At 64.3% G+C, this 22,295-nt stretch carries 22 protein-coding genes and 1 pseudogene; 13 read left to right on the top strand and 10 right to left on the bottom strand.

All coding sequences use genetic code 11. The annotated features are described in order from the left end of the window. Positions 1–196 precede the first annotated feature (196 nt). Positions 197–913 (bottom strand): hypothetical protein, encoded by a 717-nt coding sequence (locus EJ073_RS17170; protein ID WP_348627209.1) that lies wholly within the window; start codon positions 911–913, stop codon positions 197–199. Between the two features lie 290 nt (positions 914–1,203). Beyond that, positions 1,204–2,196, bottom strand: coding sequence for an adenosine kinase (locus tag EJ073_RS17165; RefSeq protein ID WP_126056801.1), 993 nt, complete (start codon positions 2,194–2,196; stop codon positions 1,204–1,206). Positions 2,197–2,472: 276 nt separating this feature from the next. Between EJ073_RS17165 and EJ073_RS17160 the strand changes: the two genes are divergently transcribed. Both EJ073_RS17160 and EJ073_RS17155 read left to right on the top strand, forming a co-directional pair. Further along, on the top strand, positions 2,473–3,375 hold the full coding sequence (locus EJ073_RS17160; RefSeq protein WP_126056800.1) for an EamA family transporter: 903 nt from the start codon (positions 2,473–2,475) through the stop codon (positions 3,373–3,375). Between the two features lie 64 nt (positions 3,376–3,439). After that, positions 3,440–4,135, top strand: coding sequence for a sulfate transporter family protein (locus EJ073_RS17155; RefSeq protein WP_126056799.1), 696 nt, complete (start codon positions 3,440–3,442; stop codon positions 4,133–4,135). A 9-nt stretch (positions 4,136–4,144) separates the two neighbouring features. Here EJ073_RS17155 and EJ073_RS17150 read toward each other — a convergent pair whose 3' ends face one another. The 5 genes from EJ073_RS17150 to EJ073_RS17130 form a co-directional block, all read right to left on the bottom strand. Next, complete coding sequence (locus EJ073_RS17150) at positions 4,145–4,948, bottom strand: oxaloacetate decarboxylase (protein ID WP_126056798.1); 804 nt, start codon at positions 4,946–4,948, stop codon at positions 4,145–4,147. Between the two features lie 78 nt (positions 4,949–5,026). Then, positions 5,027–5,851, bottom strand: a complete 825-nt coding sequence (locus EJ073_RS17145) for a hypothetical protein (RefSeq protein WP_126056797.1) — start codon at positions 5,849–5,851, stop codon at positions 5,027–5,029. A gap of 176 nt (positions 5,852–6,027) precedes the next feature. Continuing rightward, on the bottom strand, positions 6,028–6,687 hold the full coding sequence (locus EJ073_RS17140; protein ID WP_189347613.1) for an HAD family phosphatase: 660 nt from the start codon (positions 6,685–6,687) through the stop codon (positions 6,028–6,030). Further along, positions 6,687–7,172, bottom strand: coding sequence for a dUTP diphosphatase (dut, locus tag EJ073_RS17135; RefSeq protein ID WP_126056795.1), 486 nt, complete (start codon positions 7,170–7,172; stop codon positions 6,687–6,689). Before dut ends, EJ073_RS17140 begins: the two co-directional genes overlap by 1 nt. Positions 7,173–7,257: 85 nt before the next feature. Beyond that, on the bottom strand, positions 7,258–7,728 hold the full coding sequence (locus EJ073_RS17130; protein WP_126056794.1) for an Lrp/AsnC family transcriptional regulator: 471 nt from the start codon (positions 7,726–7,728) through the stop codon (positions 7,258–7,260). Positions 7,729–7,843: 115 nt separating this feature from the next. Between EJ073_RS17130 and EJ073_RS17125 the strand changes: the two genes are divergently transcribed. The 4 genes and pseudogenes from EJ073_RS17125 (at position 7,844) to EJ073_RS17110 (ending at position 11,397) form a co-directional block, all read left to right on the top strand. Then, positions 7,844–8,095 (top strand): DUF6356 family protein, encoded by a 252-nt coding sequence (locus EJ073_RS17125; RefSeq protein ID WP_126056793.1) that lies wholly within the window; start codon positions 7,844–7,846, stop codon positions 8,093–8,095. Positions 8,096–8,110: 15 nt separating this feature from the next. After that, positions 8,111–8,911, top strand: coding sequence for a class II glutamine amidotransferase (locus tag EJ073_RS17120; protein WP_126056792.1), 801 nt, complete (start codon positions 8,111–8,113; stop codon positions 8,909–8,911). 184 nt (positions 8,912–9,095) lie between these two features. Beyond that, positions 9,096–9,890, top strand: a pseudogene (locus tag EJ073_RS17115) (class II glutamine amidotransferase). A gap of 133 nt (positions 9,891–10,023) precedes the next feature. After that, positions 10,024–11,397 (top strand): amidase, encoded by a 1,374-nt coding sequence (locus EJ073_RS17110; protein ID WP_126056791.1) that lies wholly within the window; start codon positions 10,024–10,026, stop codon positions 11,395–11,397. Here EJ073_RS17110 and EJ073_RS17105 read toward each other — a convergent pair. Together EJ073_RS17105 and EJ073_RS17100 are read right to left on the bottom strand one after the other, a co-directional pair. After that, positions 11,394–12,464, bottom strand: coding sequence for an FAD-binding oxidoreductase (locus EJ073_RS17105; RefSeq protein WP_126056790.1), 1,071 nt, complete (start codon positions 12,462–12,464; stop codon positions 11,394–11,396). The two genes, EJ073_RS17110 and EJ073_RS17105, sit on opposite strands and share 4 nt — an antisense overlap. A 67-nt stretch (positions 12,465–12,531) precedes the next feature. Beyond that, on the bottom strand, positions 12,532–14,349 hold the full coding sequence (locus tag EJ073_RS17100) for a winged helix-turn-helix domain-containing protein (protein ID WP_126056789.1): 1,818 nt from the start codon (positions 14,347–14,349) through the stop codon (positions 12,532–12,534). Positions 14,350–14,544: 195 nt separating this feature from the next. Here EJ073_RS17100 and EJ073_RS17095 point away from each other — a divergent pair, with 195 nt between their 5' ends. From EJ073_RS17095 to EJ073_RS17065, 7 genes are all read left to right on the top strand, one after another. Next, positions 14,545–14,826, top strand: a complete 282-nt coding sequence (locus EJ073_RS17095; protein ID WP_126056788.1) for a DUF4242 domain-containing protein — start codon at positions 14,545–14,547, stop codon at positions 14,824–14,826. A 16-nt stretch (positions 14,827–14,842) separates the two neighbouring features. Continuing rightward, a complete protein-coding gene (locus EJ073_RS17090; protein ID WP_126056787.1) occupies positions 14,843–15,376 on the top strand; it encodes a hypothetical protein in 534 nt (177 codons plus the stop codon). 85 nt (positions 15,377–15,461) lie between these two features. After that, the gene (locus EJ073_RS17085) at positions 15,462–15,704 is read left to right on the top strand and encodes a DUF1127 domain-containing protein (RefSeq protein WP_126056786.1); all 243 of its coding nucleotides are present in this window, start codon (positions 15,462–15,464) and stop codon (positions 15,702–15,704) included. A 104-nt stretch (positions 15,705–15,808) separates the two neighbouring features. Beyond that, positions 15,809–17,401 (top strand): peptide chain release factor 3, encoded by a 1,593-nt coding sequence (locus EJ073_RS17080; protein ID WP_126056785.1) that lies wholly within the window; start codon positions 15,809–15,811, stop codon positions 17,399–17,401. A 190-nt stretch (positions 17,402–17,591) separates the two neighbouring features. Next, complete coding sequence (locus tag EJ073_RS17075; protein ID WP_189347852.1) at positions 17,592–18,356, top strand: class I SAM-dependent methyltransferase; 765 nt, start codon at positions 17,592–17,594, stop codon at positions 18,354–18,356. Positions 18,357–18,433: 77 nt separating this feature from the next. Continuing rightward, positions 18,434–20,044 (top strand): glycosyltransferase, encoded by a 1,611-nt coding sequence (locus EJ073_RS17070; RefSeq protein ID WP_126056783.1) that lies wholly within the window; start codon positions 18,434–18,436, stop codon positions 20,042–20,044. Beyond that, positions 20,041–21,573: a glycosyltransferase gene (locus EJ073_RS17065; RefSeq protein WP_126056782.1), complete on the top strand. Its 1,533-nt coding sequence runs from the start codon at positions 20,041–20,043 to the stop codon at positions 21,571–21,573. Before EJ073_RS17070 ends, EJ073_RS17065 begins: the two co-directional genes overlap by 4 nt. 147 nt (positions 21,574–21,720) lie before the next feature. Here the strand turns inward: EJ073_RS17065 and EJ073_RS17060 are convergent, their stop codons facing one another. Continuing rightward, complete coding sequence (locus tag EJ073_RS17060) at positions 21,721–22,188, bottom strand: VOC family protein (protein ID WP_126056781.1); 468 nt, start codon at positions 22,186–22,188, stop codon at positions 21,721–21,723. Positions 22,189–22,295: the final 107 nt, after the last annotated feature.

Genomic DNA, 22,295 nt, shown 5'->3' with positions numbered 1-22,295 from the left:
AAAAGTATTGTTGCGTAAATACCACGAATATATTGTCGAAATTGGCACAAATGGCACAAGTTGTACAAACGAAACGTAACTATAGATTTACACAACCTGGGATACATCCAACGAGGACTGTTCCATGAAATACCATTAGCCGACTAGTTAATGACGCGGCAACCGCCGTTTAACTAATTGATTTGAAAGAAAAAAATCAAACTCGCGAGCCGTTGGGATTGCTGGTCGGCGAAAAGTCGCGTGCGGCCAGCATGACTTCGCGCACCCTGTCGTGCTTGAGCATTTCAAGGGGAGTGCGACCATCGAGATCGGGCGAAGGGCGGGTCAGCCAGAACCAGGCCAGCCTCGGATTGGCGATCACCGCCAGCAGCTCTCTGATCCCCGCGGCCGGCCTGCCGTCGACGAACTGGGCCAGCGGAAAGACATGCTTGCGGCCACCCTTGCGCAAGGCAATGACCTCGTTTCGCCGTTGCCAGCGATGCAGGGTCGAGCGCGGTATGCGGAAATTCTCTTCCAGATAGGTCGATCCTGCGACTTCGCCCGCCCAATCCTCGATCAGCACGGATTGTAGATCGTTGGTTCGCTGGCGCTCGCGCGGCGACGGGGGCTTCCCGGTCGCGGATGGCGGCACCGGGTGCTCATCCGCCCCACCGGCGTCTGCCGTGCTACGGCCGGCGTCTGCCGTGCCGCCACGCGCGGCCTTGTTGGCGGTCATGCTGAAGAACGCGGAAGCAAGCGCGGTCCAATCGCCTTTGAGGGAGCCGATCGCGAGCCGCTGTGTTTGCGGCAGGAAGGGAAAGGCGGCGGCGAAACCGCCGGCGATGGCGCTGGCTGAAGCCAGCGCTTGCGGATCGAGGAGCACGCCGTGCTGGGCCAGTGCCTGCTGCACCGCCTCGGCGACGAGGCCCGCCAAGGCATCCTGCGATGTCCCATCCGTCGGATTTTGAAATCTGGTCATGTGTCTGTCTTGCGGGCCACGCGCTCTCCTCCCCAGCTGCGGCCGATTGAAATGGCTACAGCAGGAAGCAAAAATGGCAGCAACGACAAACACAGCGACCCGACAGGTTGCTGTCTTGCATTTTTTTGCACCCCAACTGGACATCCCGAAATGTCAGTCGCGGGACGCCTCGGTTTGCGTGTAGGTGCGCTCTATGACAGGCGCGCGACAGTTGGCGTCGTTCGACGCGCCCAATGCAATGAAGGCTAAAGCAGCCCCGCCAATTGGGCCGCGCTGCGCAAATTCTGCCTTGGGCGCGGCCCGATCTGTTGGATCACCAGCCCGGCCGCCAGCGAGCCGAGGTCGCCGCATTCCTTGAGGCTGCGTCCTGCGGTGTAGCCGTAGAGGAAGCCGGCGGCATAGAGGTCGCCGGCGCCGGTGGTGTCGACCAGTTCGCGGATCGTCGTCGCATTGATGGTGACGGTCTCGTCGCCACGCACGATGACCGAGCCCTTTTCGGAGCGGGTGACGGCGGCGATCTTGCAATCCTTGCGGATCGCTTCCAGCGCGTCCTCGAAGGACGAGGTCTGGTAGAGCGACTTGATCTCGTGGCTGTTGGCGAAGACGATGTCGACGGTGCCCGAGCGCATCAGGTCGAGGAACTCGTCGCGGTAGCGGTCGACGCAGAAGGAATCCGACAATGTCATCGACACTTCGCGCCCGGCGGCATGCGCCAGTCTTGCCGTCTGCCGGATCGCTTCCTTGGCGCGCGGCGGGTCCCACAGATAGCCCTCGAAATAGGTGACCGCGGCGCCGGAGGCCTTGTCGGCCTCGACATCTTCCGGGCCAAGCTCGACGCAGGCGCCGAGATAGGTGTTCATCGAGCGCTCGCCGTCCGGCGTGACGAAGATCATCGATCGCGCCGTCGGCGGCTGGCCCTGGAGCGGCTTGGTGTCGAACGCGACGCCCTGGGCCTGGATGTCGTGGGTGTAGATTTCGCCGAGCGGGTCGTTGGAGACCTTGCCAAAGAAGGCGGCGCGGCCGCCGAAGCTCGCAACGCCAGCCGCCGTGTTGCCGGCGCTGCCGCCGGAGGCCTCGATCGCCGGGCCCATGCGGCTGTAGAGCAGTTCGGCGCGCCTGGTGTCGATCAGGTTCATCGCGCCCTTGATGATGCCGTTGGTCTCGAGGAAGGCCTCGTCGCACTGGGCGATGATGTCGACAATGGCATTGCCGATGCAAAGCACGTCATAATCCGGCATCAATCTCTCCGCCTTGGAACCTGCCGGCTTTCTGCCACGCCGGCCGGGCGCGGGTCTAGCGAGTTGCCGCCCTTTTGCCTACCCCGAAAATCGGCATTGGGTTCCGCCATGCCGGTCAATGGCCGCGCCTATTTGCCGGCTGTTGCAGCCATCGCATAAAACTGGACCATATCGGCCGTGATGATGACGGCTATGGTTGCATCCGGATCGAAACATTTCCGCCTGGCCGTCGGCTAGAAGCGATCCGAGCGAAGTTTCTGAGAGCACGAACCAGCAATGCCCGCAAAGACCGACATGACCACCGAACTGTCGCTGCTTGCCGTGCTGGCGCTGCTATGGGGCGCGTCCTATACCTTCATCAAGGTTGGCGTCGAGACGATCCCGCCGGTGACCTTCATCGCCGCCCGCACCCTGATCGCCGGCGCCATCCTGCTGGCGATCATCCGCTGGCGCGGCCTCGCCATGCCGAGGGACGCCGCAACCTGGCGTCGCTTCGCCTTCCAGGCCTGCCTGAACAGCGTCGTGCCCTTCACCCTGATCGCCGCCGCCGAGCGCTCCATTGATGCCGGCCTCGCCACCATCCTCAACGCCACCTCGCCGATCTTCACCTTCCTCCTGACCGCGCTGATCACCCGCCACGAGCCGGTGACGCTGCGCAAGCTGGTCGGTGTCGGCGCTGGCATCGCTGGCATCTGCCTCATCGTCGGCACGGAGGCGCTCGGCGGTCTCGGCCATCAGCTGTGGGCGCAGCTTGCCGTCGTCGCCGCTACCGTCAGCTATGCGGGCGCGGCCATTTTCGGGCGCAACTTCAGAGGGCTTGACCCAATGCTGCCGGCCGCCGGCTCGATGATCTGCGGCGCGGCGATCCTGATTCCGTTGAGCCTTGTTTTCGACCGGCCCTGGACGCTCTCGCCATCGACCGCGTCGATCCTCGCCCTGATCGGACTTTCAGTCTTCTCGACCGCGCTCGCCTTCTCGATCTTCTTCCGCCTTATCCACACGCTGGGCTCGGTCGGCACCACATCGCAGGCCTATCTGCGCGTGCCGATAGGCGTCGGCATCGGCGCTCTCTTCCTTGGCGAGAGCCTCGGTCCGACGGCCTGGCTCGGCATGGGTTTCGTCGTTGTCGGCGTCGCGGCGATGACCATCCCCGCCCGGCAGACGAAACTTGCGCAATAGTTGCGCTGCTCGACAAGGGTGCCTATCTCGGAAGCGTCTTAGTCAATGAGGGGTTGGAGACGCCGTGATCCTCGACGCCGCCCGCGCCGCTGCCAGCCGGCTGTTCTCGCCCGAATTCCGTTCCGTCTTCCTGAAGACGCTGGGGCTGACCCTGCTGGCGCTGGTGGCCTTTTGGTTCGGCATCGAGAGCCTGCTCGGATGGCTGGCCTGGCCGTGGCTGCAGACGCTTCTGCCTGGGCTGCCGTCCTGGGCCGGATGGCTGGGCGCCATTGTCGCCGGCATCGTCCTGGCGATGGGGATGGCGCTGGTTGTCGCGCCGGTGACGGCGATCATCGCCGGCCTGTTCCTCGACGACGTCGCCGAAGTGGTCGAGCGCACCGATTATCCGGACGACCCGCCCGGCCGTCCCGTGCCGGCGCTGCACTCGCTGGTGCTGGCGATAAAATTCTTTGGCGTCGTTGTTCTCGGCAACATCATCGCCCTGCTGCTGCTCCTGGTGCCGGGCATCAACATCGCCGCCTTCTTCATCGTCAATGGCTATCTGCTCGGGCGCGAGTTCTTCGAATTCGCCGCCATGCGCTTCCGCCCGGAGGCCGAAGCTAAGGCCTTGCGCCGGAAGTATGCCGGCACCGTGTTCCTGGCCGGGCTGGTCATCGCCGCTTTCCTGGCCGTTCCGGTCGTCAACCTGCTGACGCCGCTCTTCACCGCCGCCATGATGGTGCATCTGCACAAGGCGGTGTCAGCGCGCCGGCCAGAATGACCTTTTCGGTCAGTCGCCGTTCTTGCCGAACAGCGCTTGCAGCTTGCCGAACGGCATGGCGGCGCGGGTGAAGCCGAAGGTGCCGTCCTGCTGGATCTCGCGCGCCGCGGTCTCCAGCATGCCGAAGGCGAAATTGGTCAGCCAGGGCCCGAGCGAGATGCGCTTGACACCCGCCTGGGCGAGGTCGGCGACGGCGAAGCCCGGCCGCGCCATGACGTTGACCGGCTTGGTCACCGACGAGCAGACGATCCGCACCGTCTCGACGTCGCTCAAGCCCGGCGCGTAGAGCACGTCGGCTCCGGCCTGCTCGAAGGCCTGCAGCCGCTTGATCGTGTCATCGATATCGGACCGGCCCCACAGGAAATTCTCGGCCCGCGCGGTGAAGACGAAATCGTGCTTCAGCGCCCGCGCCGCCTCGACAGCGGCGGCGACGCGTTCTACGGCGTGGGAAAAATCATAGATCGGCTTCTCCCGATCGCCAGTGTGGTCCTCAATCGAGCAGCCGGCAAGGCCGGCCGCCTCGGCCGCGAAAACGGTCTCTGCCGCCTGTTCGGGGCTGTCGCCCTTGCCACGTTCGAGATCGGCCGAAACTGGAAGAGCGGTCGCCGCCGTCACCTCGCGGCAGTGATGGATCATCGCGTCGAACGTCACCGCGCCGTCGGGCAGGCCGCGCGAAAAGGCAAAGCCGGCGCTGGTCGTCGCCAGCGCCTTGAATCCGAAGGAGGCGAGAAGCTTTGTCGTGCCGATATCCCAGGGATTGGGCATGACGAAGGTCGAGGCGTGCAGGTCGCGAAAGATCTTGCCCTTGTCCATGGATGCTTCCCTCATATGTGGACTTGTGAAGCGGAGTCTAACGCGACGATTTCAACCGGGCAAACGAATGCGTCTGGCTCAGAAGCGTTTCTGGTTCTCTGCTGACAGACGCTCGAACGCCTTGGAACTAGGCACGTAGCGCGACGCCTTCTTGCTCCAGCGATAGGTCACAGAGATCTTGTGCGACGAAGCCTTGGGCTGCTCGTCTTCGCAGTCTTCGCCCGGCACCGTGGCGTCGGTCACCGTCGCCTTGATCGCCGCATAGCGCCGGCCGTCCGCGAGCGTCTTGAAGGCAAGATCCTGCGTCCGCTTGTAGCAGTAGTTTTCATCGAACGTGTTGATGGTGTCGACCAGCTCGAAGCGGTCGCTGCGGACCATGAGCAGCAACGTGCTGACATAGCCCTGGTTCGAATTGAAATGCGTGCTGGTGATGACGACGGCGTCATCGCCGGCGCTGATCGAAAGCCTGGCCGGTTCGCGAAAAAATGTGCTTCGATCGGTGGCGACATTGACCGCGTCGAGCAATTCCGGCTTGCCGCCGAGGTCGTAGAGCGCCAGCACAGCGAAACCCTCGGCGCTGTCGGAGGCTTGCCCGAGGTCGAACAGCATCGTCAGCCGTTCCTTGCCGCCGGCTTTGATATCGAGGACGGCGGCGCTCGACAGGTTGCCGGTCGAAGGCGGCGCCTCGTCATCAGCGTCACCGCTGATGGGGCGGATCTTGATCGGCGAAGTGCCGGCGAGAACGGGGACGACCAAGTTGGCAAGGTCGAGATAGGTGACGTCCGGATGGCTAGGGACGGCGCTGCTCAGTTCCGGGAAGCTGGCGGTCTGCGCGTCTGCCGTCGCCCAAATCCAGGGCAAGAGCAGGCAAGCGAGAATGAAGCGAAACAAAATGGAGATCATATGTGCGGGCGCCCCCGAGAGAGCCTACGCTAGAGCAATTCGAGGAAAAGTGTGAAGCGGTTTTCCGTCCGGATTGCGTCGAAACAAAAGAGGTGGTTCTGCGTTTCCATCACCGATCAACCACTCCAGCGCGGAGTCTTGAAACGCAAAGCCAGGCCCCAAGGCTGAAAACCGGCTCAGCCGATCGGCACCAGCCCGGCCAGCGCGCGCATGTCGTCGAACAGAATGCCGCCGGCCTCTTCCAGACCATGCGGGTCGGAATAGGGATCGGCGTGATAGGAGAAGACGCGCATTCCGGCGGCGATGCCGGCCTCAGTGCCGGCGACGCTGTCCTCGATGACGATGCAGTCGGCCGGCGCGAAGCCCATCGTCTTTGCCGCGTAGAGAAACAGGTCCGGAAACGGCTTGCCGCGCCCGACCATGGTCGACGAAAACATGGCGTGCTCGAACAACGGCAGCAGCCCGGTCTGGCCGAGCGTGATATGCATCTTCGACACCCGCGCCGATGAGGCGACGCAGTAGGCGATGCCGGCGGCGCGGACCTTCTCGATGAAGTCGCGCACATAAGGGATCGCCTCGACGCCATGCGCGAACAGGTCCGGCAGGCCGGCGTTCCAGCGGTCGACGAAATCGACGCCGAGCCTGACCTCGGTCGCCGCTTCGATCTCTTTCTGCACCGAGGCCATGCTGCGGCCGGAGAAGTGCTTGCGGCAATATTCGAAGGTGGTGGCGAAGCCGGCGCCGCTCAGCCACTCGGCGAGGCGCCGGTTGGCAAGGTTCTCGGTGTCGACCAGGACCCCGTCGCAGTCGAAGATGACCAGCTTTGGTACAGACATCAGGCCGTGCCGGTCGACCCGAAGCCGCCCGCCCCGCGCGCCGTGCCGCCAGCGAGCGAGCGCTCCTCGATCGCTACTTGCGCCACCGCCGCAAAGACGATCTGGGCGATGCGCATGCCGCGCGTCACCGCGAAGTCCTCGTCGCCGAGATTGACCAGCAGCACCTTGACCTCGCCGCGATAATCGCTGTCGATGGTGCCGGGTGAATTGAGAACGGTAAGGCCGTGCTTGAAGGCAAGACCGGAGCGCGGCCGGACCTGGCCTTCCATGCCTTCCGGGATTTCCACGATCAGCCCGGTCGGCACCAGCGCGCGTTTCCCGGGCAGGATGAGCAGCGGCCGGTCATCCGGTACCGCGGCGCGCAAATCCATGCCGGCGGCGCCTGAGCTTTCATAGGCCGGCAGCGGCAGGCCTTCGCCATGCGGAAGCCTGACGAAACCGACGGAGGGGCCGATGACGGGGGAGGGATAGACAGCTGTGCGCATGAGCCCATTGCTATCGGCGCGAGTGCCGGAAAGGTCAACCCCGGCCGCAACGCTATCAACGCCTTTCTTTCGAGGCGGTTCCTCCTCAGCGCAGTTCCACCGGCACGACCGTCGTTTCCTTGATCTCCTCCATGACGAAGGAGGCCGAGACATCCGACAGCGCCACCTTGGCGATCAGCCGCTGGTAGAGCCGGTCATAGGCCTTCACGTCGGCGACGCGGGCTCTCAGTACATAGTCGAGATCGCCCGACATGCGGTAGACGCCGGTGATCTCGGCAAAGCCGGTCACCGCCGCGCGGAACTTCTGCAGCCAGTCCGGATCGTGGTTGGAGGTGCGGACCAGGATGAACACGGAGAGGCCGAGCCCGAGCTTGTCGGCATCGACCAGCGCCACGCGCCCGATGATGACGCCGTCCTCCTCCAGCCGCTTGACCCGCCGCCAGCAGGCATTGCGCGACAGCGCCACCCGCTCCGACAGCTGATCGACCGACAACGTACCGTCGCGTTGCAGCTCCGCCAGCAATCTTCGATCGATTTCATCGATTTCTATGCTCATCCTGGGATGAATGTCCCAAATTGTTGCTCATCGCAAGGACAATTTGGGATCGATGAACCTTTGACCCGTGGCACGATACTCAGCATCGGGGCTCATCCCGGCAGGAGGGATCACCATGACGACGTTTTCGAAGCTGTTCACCTCTCACCCGGCCAAGGTGGGCGAGACCTATTTCAGCCACATGGCCTTCGCCGCCTGGTTCTGCTCGCGCCTGTCGCTGGCCGCGGGCGCGGCGCTCGTTCACGCTTTCTTGCCATTTCTGTTCGAGACTACCGCCAGCCGAATCGTCCGCGAGCTCTATGAGCGGACGCACAACAGAGGCTCACACGCGGTCAAGGAGCCCAAGGCTCTGATGGACCGCGCCTAGCAACGGTGGAATGCGATGTGCCGGTGGGCGGCCTATTTTGGTGAAGCGGTCTTCCTCGAAGACATCATCACCGCGCCCTGCCATTCGCTGATCGCCCAGAGCCACTGCGCCCAGGAAGCCAAGTCGCCGACCAATGGCGACGGTTTCGGGCTTGCCTGGTATGGCGACCGGCCCGAGCCCGGCCTCTATCGCGACATCCTGCCGGCTTGGTCGGACCCCAATCTGAAGAGCCTGTGCCGGCAGATCAAGTCCGGCCTGTTCCTCGCCCATGTGCGCGCCTCGACCGGCGGCGCCACCAGCCGCATGAACTGCCATCCTTTCATCTCCGGCCGCTGGTCGTTCATGCACAACGGCCAGATCGGTGGTTTCGAGAAGATCCGCCGCGCGCTGGAGAATTCGCTCTGCGACGCCGTCTTCGACCAGCGCGAGGGCACCACCGATTCCGAGCTCTTTTTTCTCCTGATGATCGACGAGGGTCTGTCCGAAGACCCGCAAGGCGCGGTGTCGCGCGCCACCAGTCGCGTGCTGGACGCCTCGCGCCGCGCTGGCCTCGAGCCGGCGCTGAAGCTGACGGCTGCTTTCTCCAACGGCCAGGCGCTCTATGCCGTGCGCTACGCCACCGACGATCATGCGCCGACGCTCTACACCTCCGTCTTCCGCAACGGCGCGGGCCGCTGCATCGTTTCCGAACCCTTCGACCGCGACGGCGGCGAGTGGCAGGCGATCCCGCCGTCGAGCTTCGTCACCATGACGGCGGACGGCATGGGCATTCGGCCTTTTGCACCTGCAGCGAACAAGCTGGCGCTGGTCGGCTAGGCACGATCTCGATCGCCCGGCGATCGCCGGCATCTTTCCAGCCTGCCTCGGGCAAAGGATCAGCAAAACATCAGCGCGACGTAAGGACGCCAATCCGGCCTCCTGTCATCTCTGGCGCCTCACCGGCGGCGAATGGTTTTCATTCGCGGCCCCGGTTGGATGCGCAAGAGAGGATGACGCAACAATGTGCAGATGGGCCGCCTATCTCGGCGAAGCGATATTCCTTGAAGAGATCGTCACCGCACCTTCACACTCGCTGATCGTTCAGAGCCGCGACGCGCGGGAGGCGAAATCGCCGACCAATGCCGACGGCTTCGGTCTGGCCTGATATGGCGGCCGGCCCGAGCCTGGGCTCTATCGCGATATTCTGCCGGCCTGGTCAGACCCTAACCTGAAGAGCCTGTGCCAGCAGATCAGATCCGGCCTTTTCCTGGCCCATGTCCGCGCCTCGACCGGTGGCGGCACCAGCCGCGTGAACTGCCACCCGTTCATTTCCGGCCGCTGGTCGTTCATGCATAACGGCCAGATCCACGGCTTCGAAAGGATACGCCGCGGACTGGAGAACTCGCTTTCGGACGCCGTCTACGACCGGCGCTCGGGCAGCACCGATTCCGAGCTGTTCTTCCTGCTGATGATCGACGAGGGCCTGTCGCGCGACCCGCATGGCGCGGCAACGCGCGCCGCCAATCGCGTGCTCGACGCCTCGCGCCGCGCCGGTCTGGACCCGGCGCTGAAGCTCACCGCCGCCTTCTCGGACGGCAAGGCGCTCTACGCCGTGCGCTACGCCACCGACGATCATGCGCCGACGCTTTACACCTCGGCCTTTGGCAGGGGCCGCTGCATCGTCTCGGAGCCCTTCGACCGCGAAGGCGGCGAGTGGCAGACGATCCCGCCATCGAGCTTCGTCACCATTGCACGCGATGGCATGGTCGTTCGGCCCTTTACTCCGGCTCTGGCGGAGCTGGCGCTGGCCGGCTGAACCATCCCGCCGCGAATGCCAGCGCAATCCCGATCAAGCGAGGCCGATCCTCGGATGCTGAACTCGGCTTGAAGCCGCGCCACAGTCCGCCATCTTGATCAGCAGGCGCGGCCAGCAAGTCGGAGCATTCGTCATGGACATCGCCTTCGCCTCGACCATCGAGCTCGCCACCGCGATCTCCGCGCGTAGAATCTCGGCCGCCGAGGCGTTGGATGCGCATCTTGCGCAGATCGACAGGGGCAACGGGGCGGTCAACGCCATCGTCACCCTCGACAGGGAAGGGGCTCGCGAGCGCGCCAGGCAGGCGGACGTTGCGCTGGCGCGCGGCGACGCGCTGGGTCCGCTGCACGGCGTGCCCTTCACCCTGAAGGACACGCACGACACGGCCGGCATGAAGACCACGGTCGGCTTCCCGCCGTTTGCCGACTATGTGGCGAAAAAGGACAGCCCGGTCGTGGCGCGGCTGAAGGCGGCTGGCGCAATACTGATCGGCAAGACCAATGTCGCGACCATGCTCAGCGACTGGCAATCGGACAATCCACTGTTCGGCCGCACAGGCAACCCCTGGAATCTGTCGCGCACCGCCGGCGGCTCCAGCGGTGGCGCAGCGGCGGCTGTTGCCACGGGCATGACGCCGTTCGAGGTCGGCACCGACATGCAGGATTCCATCCGCTTGCCTTCCGGCTTCTGCGGTGTCTACGGCCTGAAGCCGACCGAGCACCGTGTTTCGCTGGCCGGCGCTTTTCCCGATCCGGGCGGGACGGTGCGCAGCGTCCGGCTGATGTCGTGCCTCGGCCCGCTGGCGCGCAGCGCCGAGGACCTGGCACTGATCTACCGGATCATCGCCGGACCGGACGAAGGCGACACCGACCTTGCGCCGGTGCCGGTCGAGGCTACGGAGACGCCGGACGTCAGTTCGCTGCGCATCACCGTCGCCACGTCCTTCCCTGGCTTCCCGGTGGCTGGCGAGATCAGCGCCGCCGTCGAAAAGCTTGGCGAGAAGCTCGGATCGGCAGGCGCCATGGTCGAGGAGGCAAAGTTGCCCAGGCTCGATCTGCACGACGATCTGGCCGAGGGCGGCGCGCTGATCGGCATGATGCTGGAGGCCGCGCAGCCGGACCCGCCGGACCAACCGACGCCTGTCTCGCGCTGGTTCGCGGCGCTCGCCCGGCGCGACCGCTCGATTCTCGCCTGGGACAGGTTCTTCGAAAGCTGCGATGCGCTGCTCTGCCCGGTCGCCATGACCACTGCCTTCCCGCATTGCGCGCCGGGAACGGCGATCGAGGTCAACGGCAGAGAGGAAAGCTATTGGATGCTGCCGGCCTATGGCGCGGTGTTCAATTATTCCGGCCATCCGGCGCTGACGATACCCGGCGGGTACGGCAGCGAGGGCCTGCCCATCGGCCTGCAGTTGGTCGGCAGTCGCTGGTCGGAATCGCGGCTGCTCGGCATTGCCGCGGCGATGGCGCCACTCGCTGGGGGCTTTCGCAGGCCGACCGGCTATTAAGAGAAGCGGCCAAGCCTGTAAGACTGAAGCAATGGATCGCGCTCGCCGTCCAGGATTTCGCGCGCGGCAAAGAGACCGACGGCCGGCGCCAGCGTGATGCCGGAATGCATGACGGCGACATAGAGCCCGTCCACCCCCTCGGCGCGGCCGATGATCGGGAAGCCGTCGACCGGGGTCGGCCGGTAGCCGACCGTGTGGAAATCGAGTTCCAGCCCCTCGGCGCCGCGCAGCATCGCCTTCGTCGCCTTGAACAGCTCGCGCGCCGTGTCCTCCGCATTCTCGCCCGGATCGGCGCCGCCGAAATCCGAGCCGGCGATGATCCGGCCCTCGGCCGTCTGGCGCATGTGCAGCCGCTCGGCCAGCACCAGCCCGTTGAGCAGCGTTTTGTAAGGGCGCGAATGGACGATCAGGCCGGGCGGTGTTTCGATCGGCAGCTTGACCCCGACTGTTTCGGCGATCCCCGGAGCTCCAGCGCCGGCCGCGATCACCACCTCGTCGGCGGTAAGCTGCTCGCCGGACATCTCCACGCCCGTGACCTTGCCATTGGATCGCGCCAGGGCGGTGACGGTTCCGGTTGCCAACTTCGCGCCGCGCCGCTCGGCATCGGCCAGCAGCGCCCTGGTGGCGGCAACCGGCTCGGCGACGCCTTCCTCCGCCACATAGAGCGCAAGCTCCGGAAGCTCGGTAAGATTGGGCTCGATGCGGGCCACCCGATCACGGCCGACGCGCTCGATGCCGTAGCCCCAGGAGGAATGCTCGGCCGCATAGGCCTCCAGCTCGTCCGCCGGCATGTCCCAGCACAGGCCGCCGCACCAGGCGAGCGGCAGGCCGGGCAGATCCTTCGCCAGCCTTGTCCATTCGGCCATGGCGCGCCGGCGCAGCCGGAAATAGGTCTCGGGGTTGCCCCAGCTGGCATTGATCCAGGCAAACGAATTGGGTGTCGCGACGCCATCCGCGCCGCTACCCGAAATCACCGTCACCCGCGCCCCGGCTCCCGTCAGATGCCAGGCGATCGAGGCACCGATGATGCCGGCGCCGATGACGATGACTTCTTTCGCGCTGCTCATGCCGGGCTCCATTGGGGTTTCCCGTCATGCCATCGCACCGAGCCAACCTCAAGCGAGAGTCTATGCGCTACCCAAGCGCCTCTCTCTTGGCGCCGGCGAGCAGCCCTTTCAACTCGTCGTACCGCCGCATGAGGCGCGGCGAGTCGACTTTCTTCGCGACCGCGAGCACCGTGCCGAGCTCCAGCTCCGCGCCGGTGCGGTCACCCAGCTGGATAAGCAGCGCCGCGAGCGAAAGCCTGGCGTCCGCGCAGTTGGTCGGCGAGCCGATCTCGGCCCAGCGCGAGCATGCGGTCTGCAGCTCCCACGCCGCTTCCACAAGGCGATCTTCCCGCATGAACAGTTCCGCCTTGGCCTCGGCAGTCAGCGCCCGGATCGAGGCCATCGGCCAACGTTGCGGCTCGCTTTCCAGTTCGGCGATCACCTGCTTCGCGCGCTCCAGCCGATCGGTCCGCGCCGCCACCTTGGCGAGCGTGGCAAGGACCATGCCGCGCCGCTGCAGGGTTGGCCAGCGGTTCCCAACCAGGGACCGCTCGAGCGCGCTGAAAGCGGCCTCCGCCTGTCCCTGCTCGAGCTGCAGCAGCGCAAGGCCGGGCTGCGGGTCCCAGCCCGCGGCGTGGGACGCGCGATAGGCTGTTTCTGCCTCGGCGAAATCGCCGGCGGCAAGATGAATGTCACCCAGGACGCGCAGCGCATCGCCAGTGGCCCAAGGCGCGTCGAGCGCAAGCTGGTCGAGCGCGGCACGCACCAGCGTCTCCGCCTCTTTCAGCGTGCCATGGACGCCGAGCACCTCGGCCCGATGCAGCCGGCACGAGCCTGTGAGTTCTTCCAGCCCGTGTCCTCTGCACCAACCCTCGTAGCTGAGGGTCCATTGGTTGGCTCTCGCCCAGTCGCCGAAATTTCGGCAGGCCCAGAGAATGTTGCAGTAGAGGATACCGCCGACGATCGGGTCGACATCGCTGGAGAGACCAAGCGCTGCGGCAAAATCCTGGTCTTCCTGCCCGGACCTTGTTTCCCCAAGGCAAAGCTTGAAGAAGCCGCGATAGATGAGACCGAGCGACTCGACGACCGGGTCCTCGAGTTGCTTGCCGACCTCGAAAGCCTGCTCGGCGAGCGCAAGCGCGTGCTCCGGCTCGGCTTCCGCGCCCTTGATGCGCGCGCCCATCCAGCACCAGAGGCCATGCTCCCTGCTCTCGGTGGCGCCATCGATCAACTGCGCGGCTCGCTTATGCCAGCCGTTGGCGGCGGCAAGCTCTCCTCTTTCCAGATGGATCATGGCAAGGGTGATTGCCGGTGAAGACGCGCGCAGGCGTTCGCCGGCGACGCCGTACTCCGTCACCGCGCGCGCCAGGAGCGGAATGGCTTCCGCCGGCCGTCCCATGCACTCCAGTGCCAAGGCCCATTCTTCGAGATCGGCCGTCAACAACTCGTCGGTGGCGTCTGCTTCGGCGAAGGAGGCCGCGGCCTCACGCCATTTTCTGGCCGCAACGGCCGCGCGTGCCAAAAGGATTGGCGAGCCGGGGCTCGAAGGCTTGCTCACCTCGCCGGCCGGAACGATCTTGTTTTCCGGAGCGGCAGGTGAATCCAGGTAGATCCGGTAGCCAAACCGGGGCAGGTTGCGCAGCGCCGTTTCAATTCCGCCCTGGCGAAGGATACTGCGAGCGAGACTCGCCACGCGCTGCAGCGAGGCCTCCGTCACCGTGACGCCCGGCCACAGCGTTTCGAGCAGTTCGTCCTTACTCAGCGCCCGCTCCTGATTTCGCAGCAGCATGGCGAGGAAGTCGAAGACCAGCGGCTGCGCCTCGACCTCCCTGCCGGCGAGGCGAAGGGCGCGGGATTCCTCGTTCAGCTCGAAGTCGCCGAAGCAATAGACCCCCATCGGCAGCATTCCCTCCAACGACAATGGGCAAAGGATCAGGAGAAGATAAGCGCGGCGTAAGGACTGTCGGCCGCCCCTCCTGTCATTCTTCCCGTGCCTGGCGAGCCAAGCGGCACTTTAGCCCAGCAAGCCCGGGCATGTCACCGGCAGCGACCTGGTCGGTCGCCCGCCGGCATTTGAACCCAAGATGAGGAGATTACGGAAATGCAGAAGTACATCATCGAACGGGACATTCCCAAGGTCGGCACCTTCGAGCGCGAGCAGCTTCGCGACGCGTCCAAGGCGTCGAACGCCGTGCTCGCCGAACTTGGCCCGGAGATCCAGTGGGTGGAGTCATTCGTCACCGACGACAAGACCTTCTGCGTCTATCTCGCCAGGGACGAGGCGATCATCCAGCGCCACGCCAAGATGAGCGGCTTCCCGGCGACGAAGATCACGCAGGTGAAGCGCCTGTTCGATCCGACGACGGCGCACGCCAGCGCCTGACGGGGAGGAACGGGTGGTGAAACTCTTCGCAAACCTCGTCCTCGGCACGGCGTTGTCCGGCGCCATCTGGGCATCCGCGCTCGCCTGCGGCACCGCGGATGCGCATGATACGCCGGATCCGGTGCTGAACCGGTCTCGGGAAATGGCGGCCAGGTACGTCAATATCGAGGTCGCCAAGGCCGAAGGCTACCAGCAGCTCTTCGAATGCACGACGCATGACGAGCACGGCACGATGGGGGTCCACTTCATCCATCCGGTCCGTGCCGGCGATGGCAAGCTCGTGCTCAGCGAGCCGGACGTGCTGACCTACGAGCCGGAGCCGGACGGCTCCATGCAACTCGTCGGCATGGAGTACATCGCCTTCGAGAAGGACTGGAAGGGCAAGGGCGTTCCCGAGTTCCTCGGCCGCACCCTGCAGCGCAAGACGACCGTGGGCGTCCATCCGGTGGACCCCTACTACGAGCTGCATGTCTGGCACTGGCGGCACAATCCGGCCGGCATGTTCGCCGACTGGAACCCCTATGTGAGCTGCGCCAACGATCAGTCCTGACGCAGCCAAGACCCGGCACCGCATCGGGAGGGTCATTGCATGGCCCTCCCGATCTGCCATCGTTCAAACAGAAGGAAACACGACAATGTCATCCCTTGAAGAACTGGAATTCACCGTCGATCGGCCCTTCGGCTGGCGCTTCTTCGTGACGGCCATCGATCGTTTCGGCGTCGGCGCCTTCGCCCGCATCATCCGCATTCGCAGGGACCGGGCGCGGCTTGACGAATTTCCGGACCACCTGCTGCGCGACATCGGCATTGATCGCTCCGAGATCGCGTTGGTCACCCGCTACGGCAGCAAGGATGGTCGCGGCTGGCTGTGGAACTGATCTGCGCGGCCGATTTCCGGTCGCCTCGGACCGATCGGCCCGAAACTGTCGACAGGCCGGAAAAGCGCTGCTAGAAGCCCGCGCCACAGACAGGATTCCACGACTTGGCAGAAGACATCGAAAACGCGGTATCGCGCCGTCGCACCTTCGCGATTATCGCCCACCCCGACGCCGGCAAGACCACGCTCACCGAAAAGCTGCTTTTGTTCGGCGGCGCCATCCAGCTTGCCGGTGAGGTCAAGGCCAAGAAGGACCGCATCCAGACCCGGTCCGACTGGATGAAGATCGAGCGCGAGCGCGGCATTTCGGTCGTCACCTCGGTGATGACCTTCGAGTATGACGACAATGTCTTCAACCTGCTCGACACGCCCGGCCACGAGGATTTCGCCGACGACACCTATCGCACGCTCTCGGCGGTCGATTCCGCCGTCATGGTCATCGACGCCGCCAAGGGCATCGAGCCGCGTACGCTGAAGCTGTTCGAGGTCTGCCGGCTGCGCGATATCCCGATCATCACCTTCGTCAACAAGATGGACCGCGAGAGCCGCGATCCGTTCGAAATACTCGACGAGATCGAGCAGAAGCTGGCGCTGGACACCGCCCCGGTCACCTGGCCGATCGGCCGCGGCAAGACTTTTTCGGGCACCTATCACCTGGCGCTGAACGCCGTACGCAAGAGCGACGACGAGAAGGAGCGCACGCCGGTCAACGGCCCCGATTCCAACCGCGTCGCCGGTCTCCTGCCGGAGAACGAGCGCAACGACTTCATCGAGGAATTGGAGCTGGCGCGCGAGGCCTGCCGCCCGCTCGATATCGACGCCTTCCGCGAGGGCCATCTGACCCCGGTCTATTTCGGCTCGGCGCTGCGCAATTTCGGCGTGCGCGACCTGATCGAGGCGCTCGGCGCCTTCGGGCCGCCGCCGCGCGCGCAGGAGGCCGACAGCCGCAAGGTCGAAGCGACCGAGGAGAAGATGACCTCCTTCGTCTTCAAGATCCAGGCCAACATGGATCCCAACCACCGCGACCGCATCGCCTTCGTGCGCGTCTGCTCCGGCAAGCTGGAGCGCGGCATGAAGGCCAAGCTGGTGCGCACCGGCAAGCCGATGAGCCTGTCGGCGCCGCAGTTCTTCTTCGCCCGCACCCGCGTTACCGCCGACGAGGCCTTCGCCGGCGACGTCGTCGGCATCCCCAACCACGGCACGCTGCGCATCGGCGACACACTCACCGAAGGCGAAGAAATCCTGTTCCGCGGCGTGCCCAATTTCGCGCCGGAAATCCTGCGCCGGGTGCGCCTCGGTGATGCCATGAAGGCCAAGAAGCTGAAGGAGGCGCTGCACCAGATGGCCGAGGAGGGCGTCGTGCAGCTGTTCTCGCCCGAGGACGGCTCGCCGGCCATCGTCGGTGTCGTCGGCGCCCTGCAACTCGACGTGCTGAAGGAGCGGCTGAACATCGAGTACACATTGCCGGTCGATTTCGAGATGTCGCGCTTTTCCGTCTGCCGCTGGATCTCGGCCGACGACAGGGCCGAGGTGCAGCGCTTCGTCGAAGCGCATCGCGGCGACATCGCCCGCGATCTCGACAATGATCCGGTCTTCCTCGCCCAGCACACCTTCTCGCTCAACTACGAGGCCGAGCGCTGGAAGGCGATCCGCTTCGCCGCGGTGAAGGACTATCAGGTCCGCGACAAGGCGGCGTGACGGCGGGTCCCTTGGCGCGCCGACACGATGCCAGGCCGGTCACGGTCCCCATATGCGCAAAAACAAATACTTGGAGCAGGTCGACGATTCTGTCGGATGTTCTGGGATTTCCATTGTCATCTGATCGGTCCATAACAACCGCGGTGCATCGCCGAAGCGCGATGCTGTTGTGATGCGAAGGGGAGGTTTCGTGTTTTCGACAACCGGGAGTTCAAACAAGGGGCCCGAAGCAGCAGCCCCGGAAATCCAGCTCCCTCCGCCGCGGTTGCGTTACAAGGTCACGGGCACCGACGCCAGCGACTGGTTCATGGAGTCGGGGGCAAAGTCCTTGCGCGATCTGGAGCGGGCCTTGGCGTCCATCCGAAAGTCGTACGGGGATTTCAACGATATCCTCGAGTGGGGTTGCGGCTGCGGCCGCATTTTGCGGCATCTGCCCGTGCCCGCCTTGCCTCGCAAGCTGTACGGAAACGAGATCGACGCCGAAGCGATCGAATGGGTTTCGGCGCATATGCCGTGGATTGAGACGAGCCTTACGCAAGGCCTGCCTCCGCTTCCATACGGCGATGGCTCATTCGACCTGATCTTCAACCACAGTGTGATGTCGCATCTTGATGCGGACTACCAGGATGCCTGGCTTGCGGAGTTGGCGCGCGTCCTTCGCCCGGGCGGTGTTGTCACGCTCACGGTTCACGGACAGCATGCATTCGATCAGTTTTTCGGAGGGATTCCGCCGGAGTCGCCGCTTCGCGAGCAGGTTGCCGACATCTTCTATACACGAGGGCTTTTCTTTACCAAGGATGACCAGTGGGGCGCCGACTTCCCCGACTTCTACCACTCCGCCTTCCACAGCGTGCGGTATGTATTCGATCATTGGTCGAAATTTCTGCGTGTCTGCCAGTATATCCCGCGTGGTGCGCTCGATTATCAGGACATGGTGGTTCTACAAAAGCTGTAGTGATCGATCTCTTTCGGCAACAGCAACAACCGGCAAGCGCAGGCAGGCCGACGGCAAACTCAGGAGAGTCCGATAGTATGAGCAGGCGGGAAGACGCCACCCTATCGGCGGGCTACGACAGTTGGCGGCAATCCAGGCTGGCCGAAAGGATGGCGTTGGCCGGCCAGCAGCGCATGTGGAATCACTTGATTACCGTGTTGATCCATGACGCGGCTTCGGCGAGCCGCGAGACCCTGTCGCATACGCTCTCTTCGCTGCTTGGTCAGACCTATCGCAATATCGAGATCGTGGTTGCCGGTGTCCACGAGATCGACTTGCCGGATGTGGACGACTTTACAAGCCTGCGTGGCCTGTTCGCGGAGCCGACGCTCGATGCGCTGAACGTGTTGTCGGATCCGGCGCACGATCATCTGTGGCGCGGCAGTCATTTGGTTTTCGCGGCCGCTGGCACGACGTTCGATACGGATGCCTTCGCTCTCCTGAATCGCATGCTTTCACCGTTGCGCGGGACACCGATGCCGGACCTGATCGTCTGCGATCACGATCGCCGCGATGCCGGGGCGGTCCCGCAGCCTTGTTTTCTGCCAGGCTGGGACCCTGATCTGATTGTTTCAATGGATTATGTCGGCACGGCCTTCATGGCTTCGCGAAAACTCATCTTCTCCCAGCGCTCGGCCGAGCGCCCGAATTCCCTGCACGGTTGGCTCCGCACCCTGGCGAGTGGGCCTCTCGCGGTCGGTCATCTCACCGAGACCGTCATGCATCTTCCCACTGCTTTGCCGCGTCCTTCGGCGGAACCAGCGGATATGCGTCTCCCTCGGCCTCGGTCCGTGGCGATCGTTATTCCCAACCGTGACCAGCCCAAACTGCTGAAGCGTTGCGTGGGGTTTGTGAAAGCCTTGGAGAACCTTTCGCCCGAGCTCGTCATTGTGGATCACGCAAGCACCGACCCGGCTACGCTGGCACTCTACGCGGAACTCCAGGAGAAGCACGGCGCCCGTATCGTCAGGGTCCATGGCCGCTTTAATTTCTCTCGCATGGTCAATATGGGCGTGGCGGCCGCGACCGCGGACGTTGTGGTCCTGTTGAACAATGATGTCGAGATCACACACCCTCGTCAGTTGGAATTGATGGTTGCGCACGCCATGCGCCCCGAAGTCGGTGTCGTCGGAGCCCGCCTGTTGTACCCGGATGGCTCGGTGCAGCATGCGGGCATTGTTCTGCAACCCGGCTCGCACAGCGAGCATCCCGTGCTGGCGCAGCATGTGTTGCGGGGCGCGCCGGGAAATGCGGACGGCTATCTGCATGCCATGCGCACCGTGCGTAATTATCAGGCCGTGACGGGCGCCATCGTCGCCTCGCGGCGAACCGTTTTCCATGAGATCGGCGGGTTTGATGAGGTCTGCCTGCCTGTTGAATACAACGATGTCGACTATTGTCTGCGTGCGCGGCTGAAGGGCTTCAGGGTCATTGCGCTACCGACAGATGGGATCATCCACCGCGAATCCGCGACGCGAGGTTCCGAAGCCACGCCTGAGGTGCTGAGGATGCGTATCGCGAGCATGCGCCTGATAGCGGAGCGTTGGCGCGAGGCCGTGGATCAGGATCCCTTTTGCAATCCGCATGTAGATATGGGCGATCGGCCGCAAGCCGGATTTCCGTGGACTGACAGGGTGGGCAATCCGTGACGATCAAGGATTTTGCGCGAAGGGTCGTTCGCTACGTTCGGCGTGCCGTCCTGTCGCGGCGGCAGCAGATGCAGGGGGTGCTGGGCATCGAATGGGAGCATCGGCATCTTCAGGCATTGGCCGAGCTGGCCGGCGTCTTCGACCCGGAGTGGTATTTGACTGCCCACAAGGATGTCGCCATGAGCGGCATCGATCCGTTCGCGCACTATATGAACCATGGCTGGCGCGAACGGCGGAAGCCGGCGAACGGGATCGATATCGAAACCTATGCCGCTCTGGCTCCTGGGTTCCGGCCGGGCCACGACAATCCGATCGCGCACCTTTTGCGCAACGGCTTCGAGGACCCCCATCTCAAGGCGGTGCGGACGAAGCTCACCGAGCATAGGGTCATCCCCTTCCCGCGAAATCTGGAGGATGGCCTGTGCGTCAGCGGATATCTGTGCTCCGAGATTGGCCTGGGCCAGGCGGCACGTAATATTGTCTATGCCTGCGACGCGGCGCGTCTACCCGTTTCGTCTCGCGCCCTTGCTTTGCCAGGGCGCGAGAACGACGCCGAATTCGCAACCAAGTCCAACCCCGTGGTCGACCGCAAGGCTCAGCTCGTCGTTACCGGTCTGGCGGCCACCGAGCATTATCGCCAGGACATCGCGCCGGGCCGGTTGAACATCCTGTTTCCGTTTTGGGAGCTCGGAAGGATCCCGCGGGAGTGGCATGCCGCGATCCGTGATTTCGACGAGGTGTGGGCGCCTTCGCGCTTCGTGGCGTCCGCCTTCGATGAACTTTCAGGCATAACCCTGAAGCACGTGCCGCAGCCCGTGCGGCTCCCGTTGCATGTGCCGGCACCCCGCTCCGACCGCGCAACGCTGCGCTTCTTCACCTATCTGGACTTTGACTCCTACGTCGCGCGCAAGAACCCTCAAGCCGCGGTTAACGCCTTCCGCGCCGCCTTCCCATCGGCGAAGCGTGATGTCGAGCTCATCGTCAAAACGCGCGGCGAGCGCGATGAAGGGCTGCGGCAGTGGCTTGGCGACATGGCCGCGCAAGACGACCGGATCCAGATTGTGGACCACACGCTTGATCGCATGGGCGTGGATGCGCTGATGAGGGGGTGCGATGCGTTCATCTCGCTCCATCGCTCCGAAGGCTTCGGCTTTGGCGCCGCCGAGGCGATCGCGGCCGGAAAGGCTGTGGTGGCCACCGACTATGGCGGCACGACCGACTTCATCAATGAACTGACCGGATATCCCGTCGCCTATGCCTTGGAGCCGGTTCGCCACGGCGAATATGTGCAGACCAAAGGTCAGGTCTGGGCAACGGCGAACGCCGACGCCGCAGTCGAGGCCTTGCGCATGGTCTACGCTTCGCCCGGGGATGCCGAGGCGCGTGCGCGGCGCGGCTTCGCGTTCCTGAAGGAGCAGCAATCGCTCGTCGTGGTGGGCCGGCGTATTGCGCAAATCCTTTGGGAGCATGGTCTGATCCAGCAACCGACCGGGCCCGACACAACAGTGCCGGCCGGCCGTTCTTCGTAGCGGCCGGGGCAATTCCAGAAAAATCGTGAAACGGTTGGGCTCGCCGACTTCGCCGTAGCCTTCCGCCCGCAATTGCGTCAACAAAGCATGGTTCTCCGTTCCGTGAAACGGTGAACCACTCTCGAGCTGGAGCGAGCCTCGCGCGGTTCAGCCCCTGGCTGCCGCTTCGATCTTGGCGATGTCGATCTTGCCCATCTGCATCATCGCCGACATTACACGGCCGGCCTTGGCCCTGTCCGGATCCTGAAGCAGCCGCGGCAACTGCTCCGGCACGACCTGCCAGGACACTCCGAACTTGTCTTTTAGCCAGCTGCATTGGCCGGGCTCGCCGCCCTCGGTGAGTCTCTCCCAGAAATAGTCGACCTCTTCCTGCGTCTTGCAGTCGATCGACTGCGAGATCGCCTCGTTGAACTTGAAGTAGGGGCCGCCATTGAGCGCCTGGAACGGCACGCCGTCGAGCTCGAACGTGGTCAACAGCACTTTGCCCTCATCTGCGTGCCCCTCGGGCCAACGCATAACGCTCAGCACCTTTGAATTCTTGAAGATGGAGACGTAGTGGTTCATCGCCTCTTCGGCCTGGCCGTCGAACCACAGGCAGGTGGTGATCTTTTGCATGTCTTGCTCCTCTGGGCTGGTTTTCTGAAGGCTGCTTCACCATGAAACGGCTGACCAGGCGTTTGGTGCCTTAGTCCCTGCCGTTGGCCCAAGGACGGTCGAATCGG

The organism is Mesorhizobium sp. M4B.F.Ca.ET.058.02.1.1, assembly GCF_003952505.1.
Lineage (GTDB): Bacteria > Pseudomonadota > Alphaproteobacteria > Rhizobiales > Rhizobiaceae > Mesorhizobium.
The sequence above is the reverse complement of the archived record's forward strand: the minus strand, read 5'-3'. Positions and strand labels throughout refer to the sequence as shown.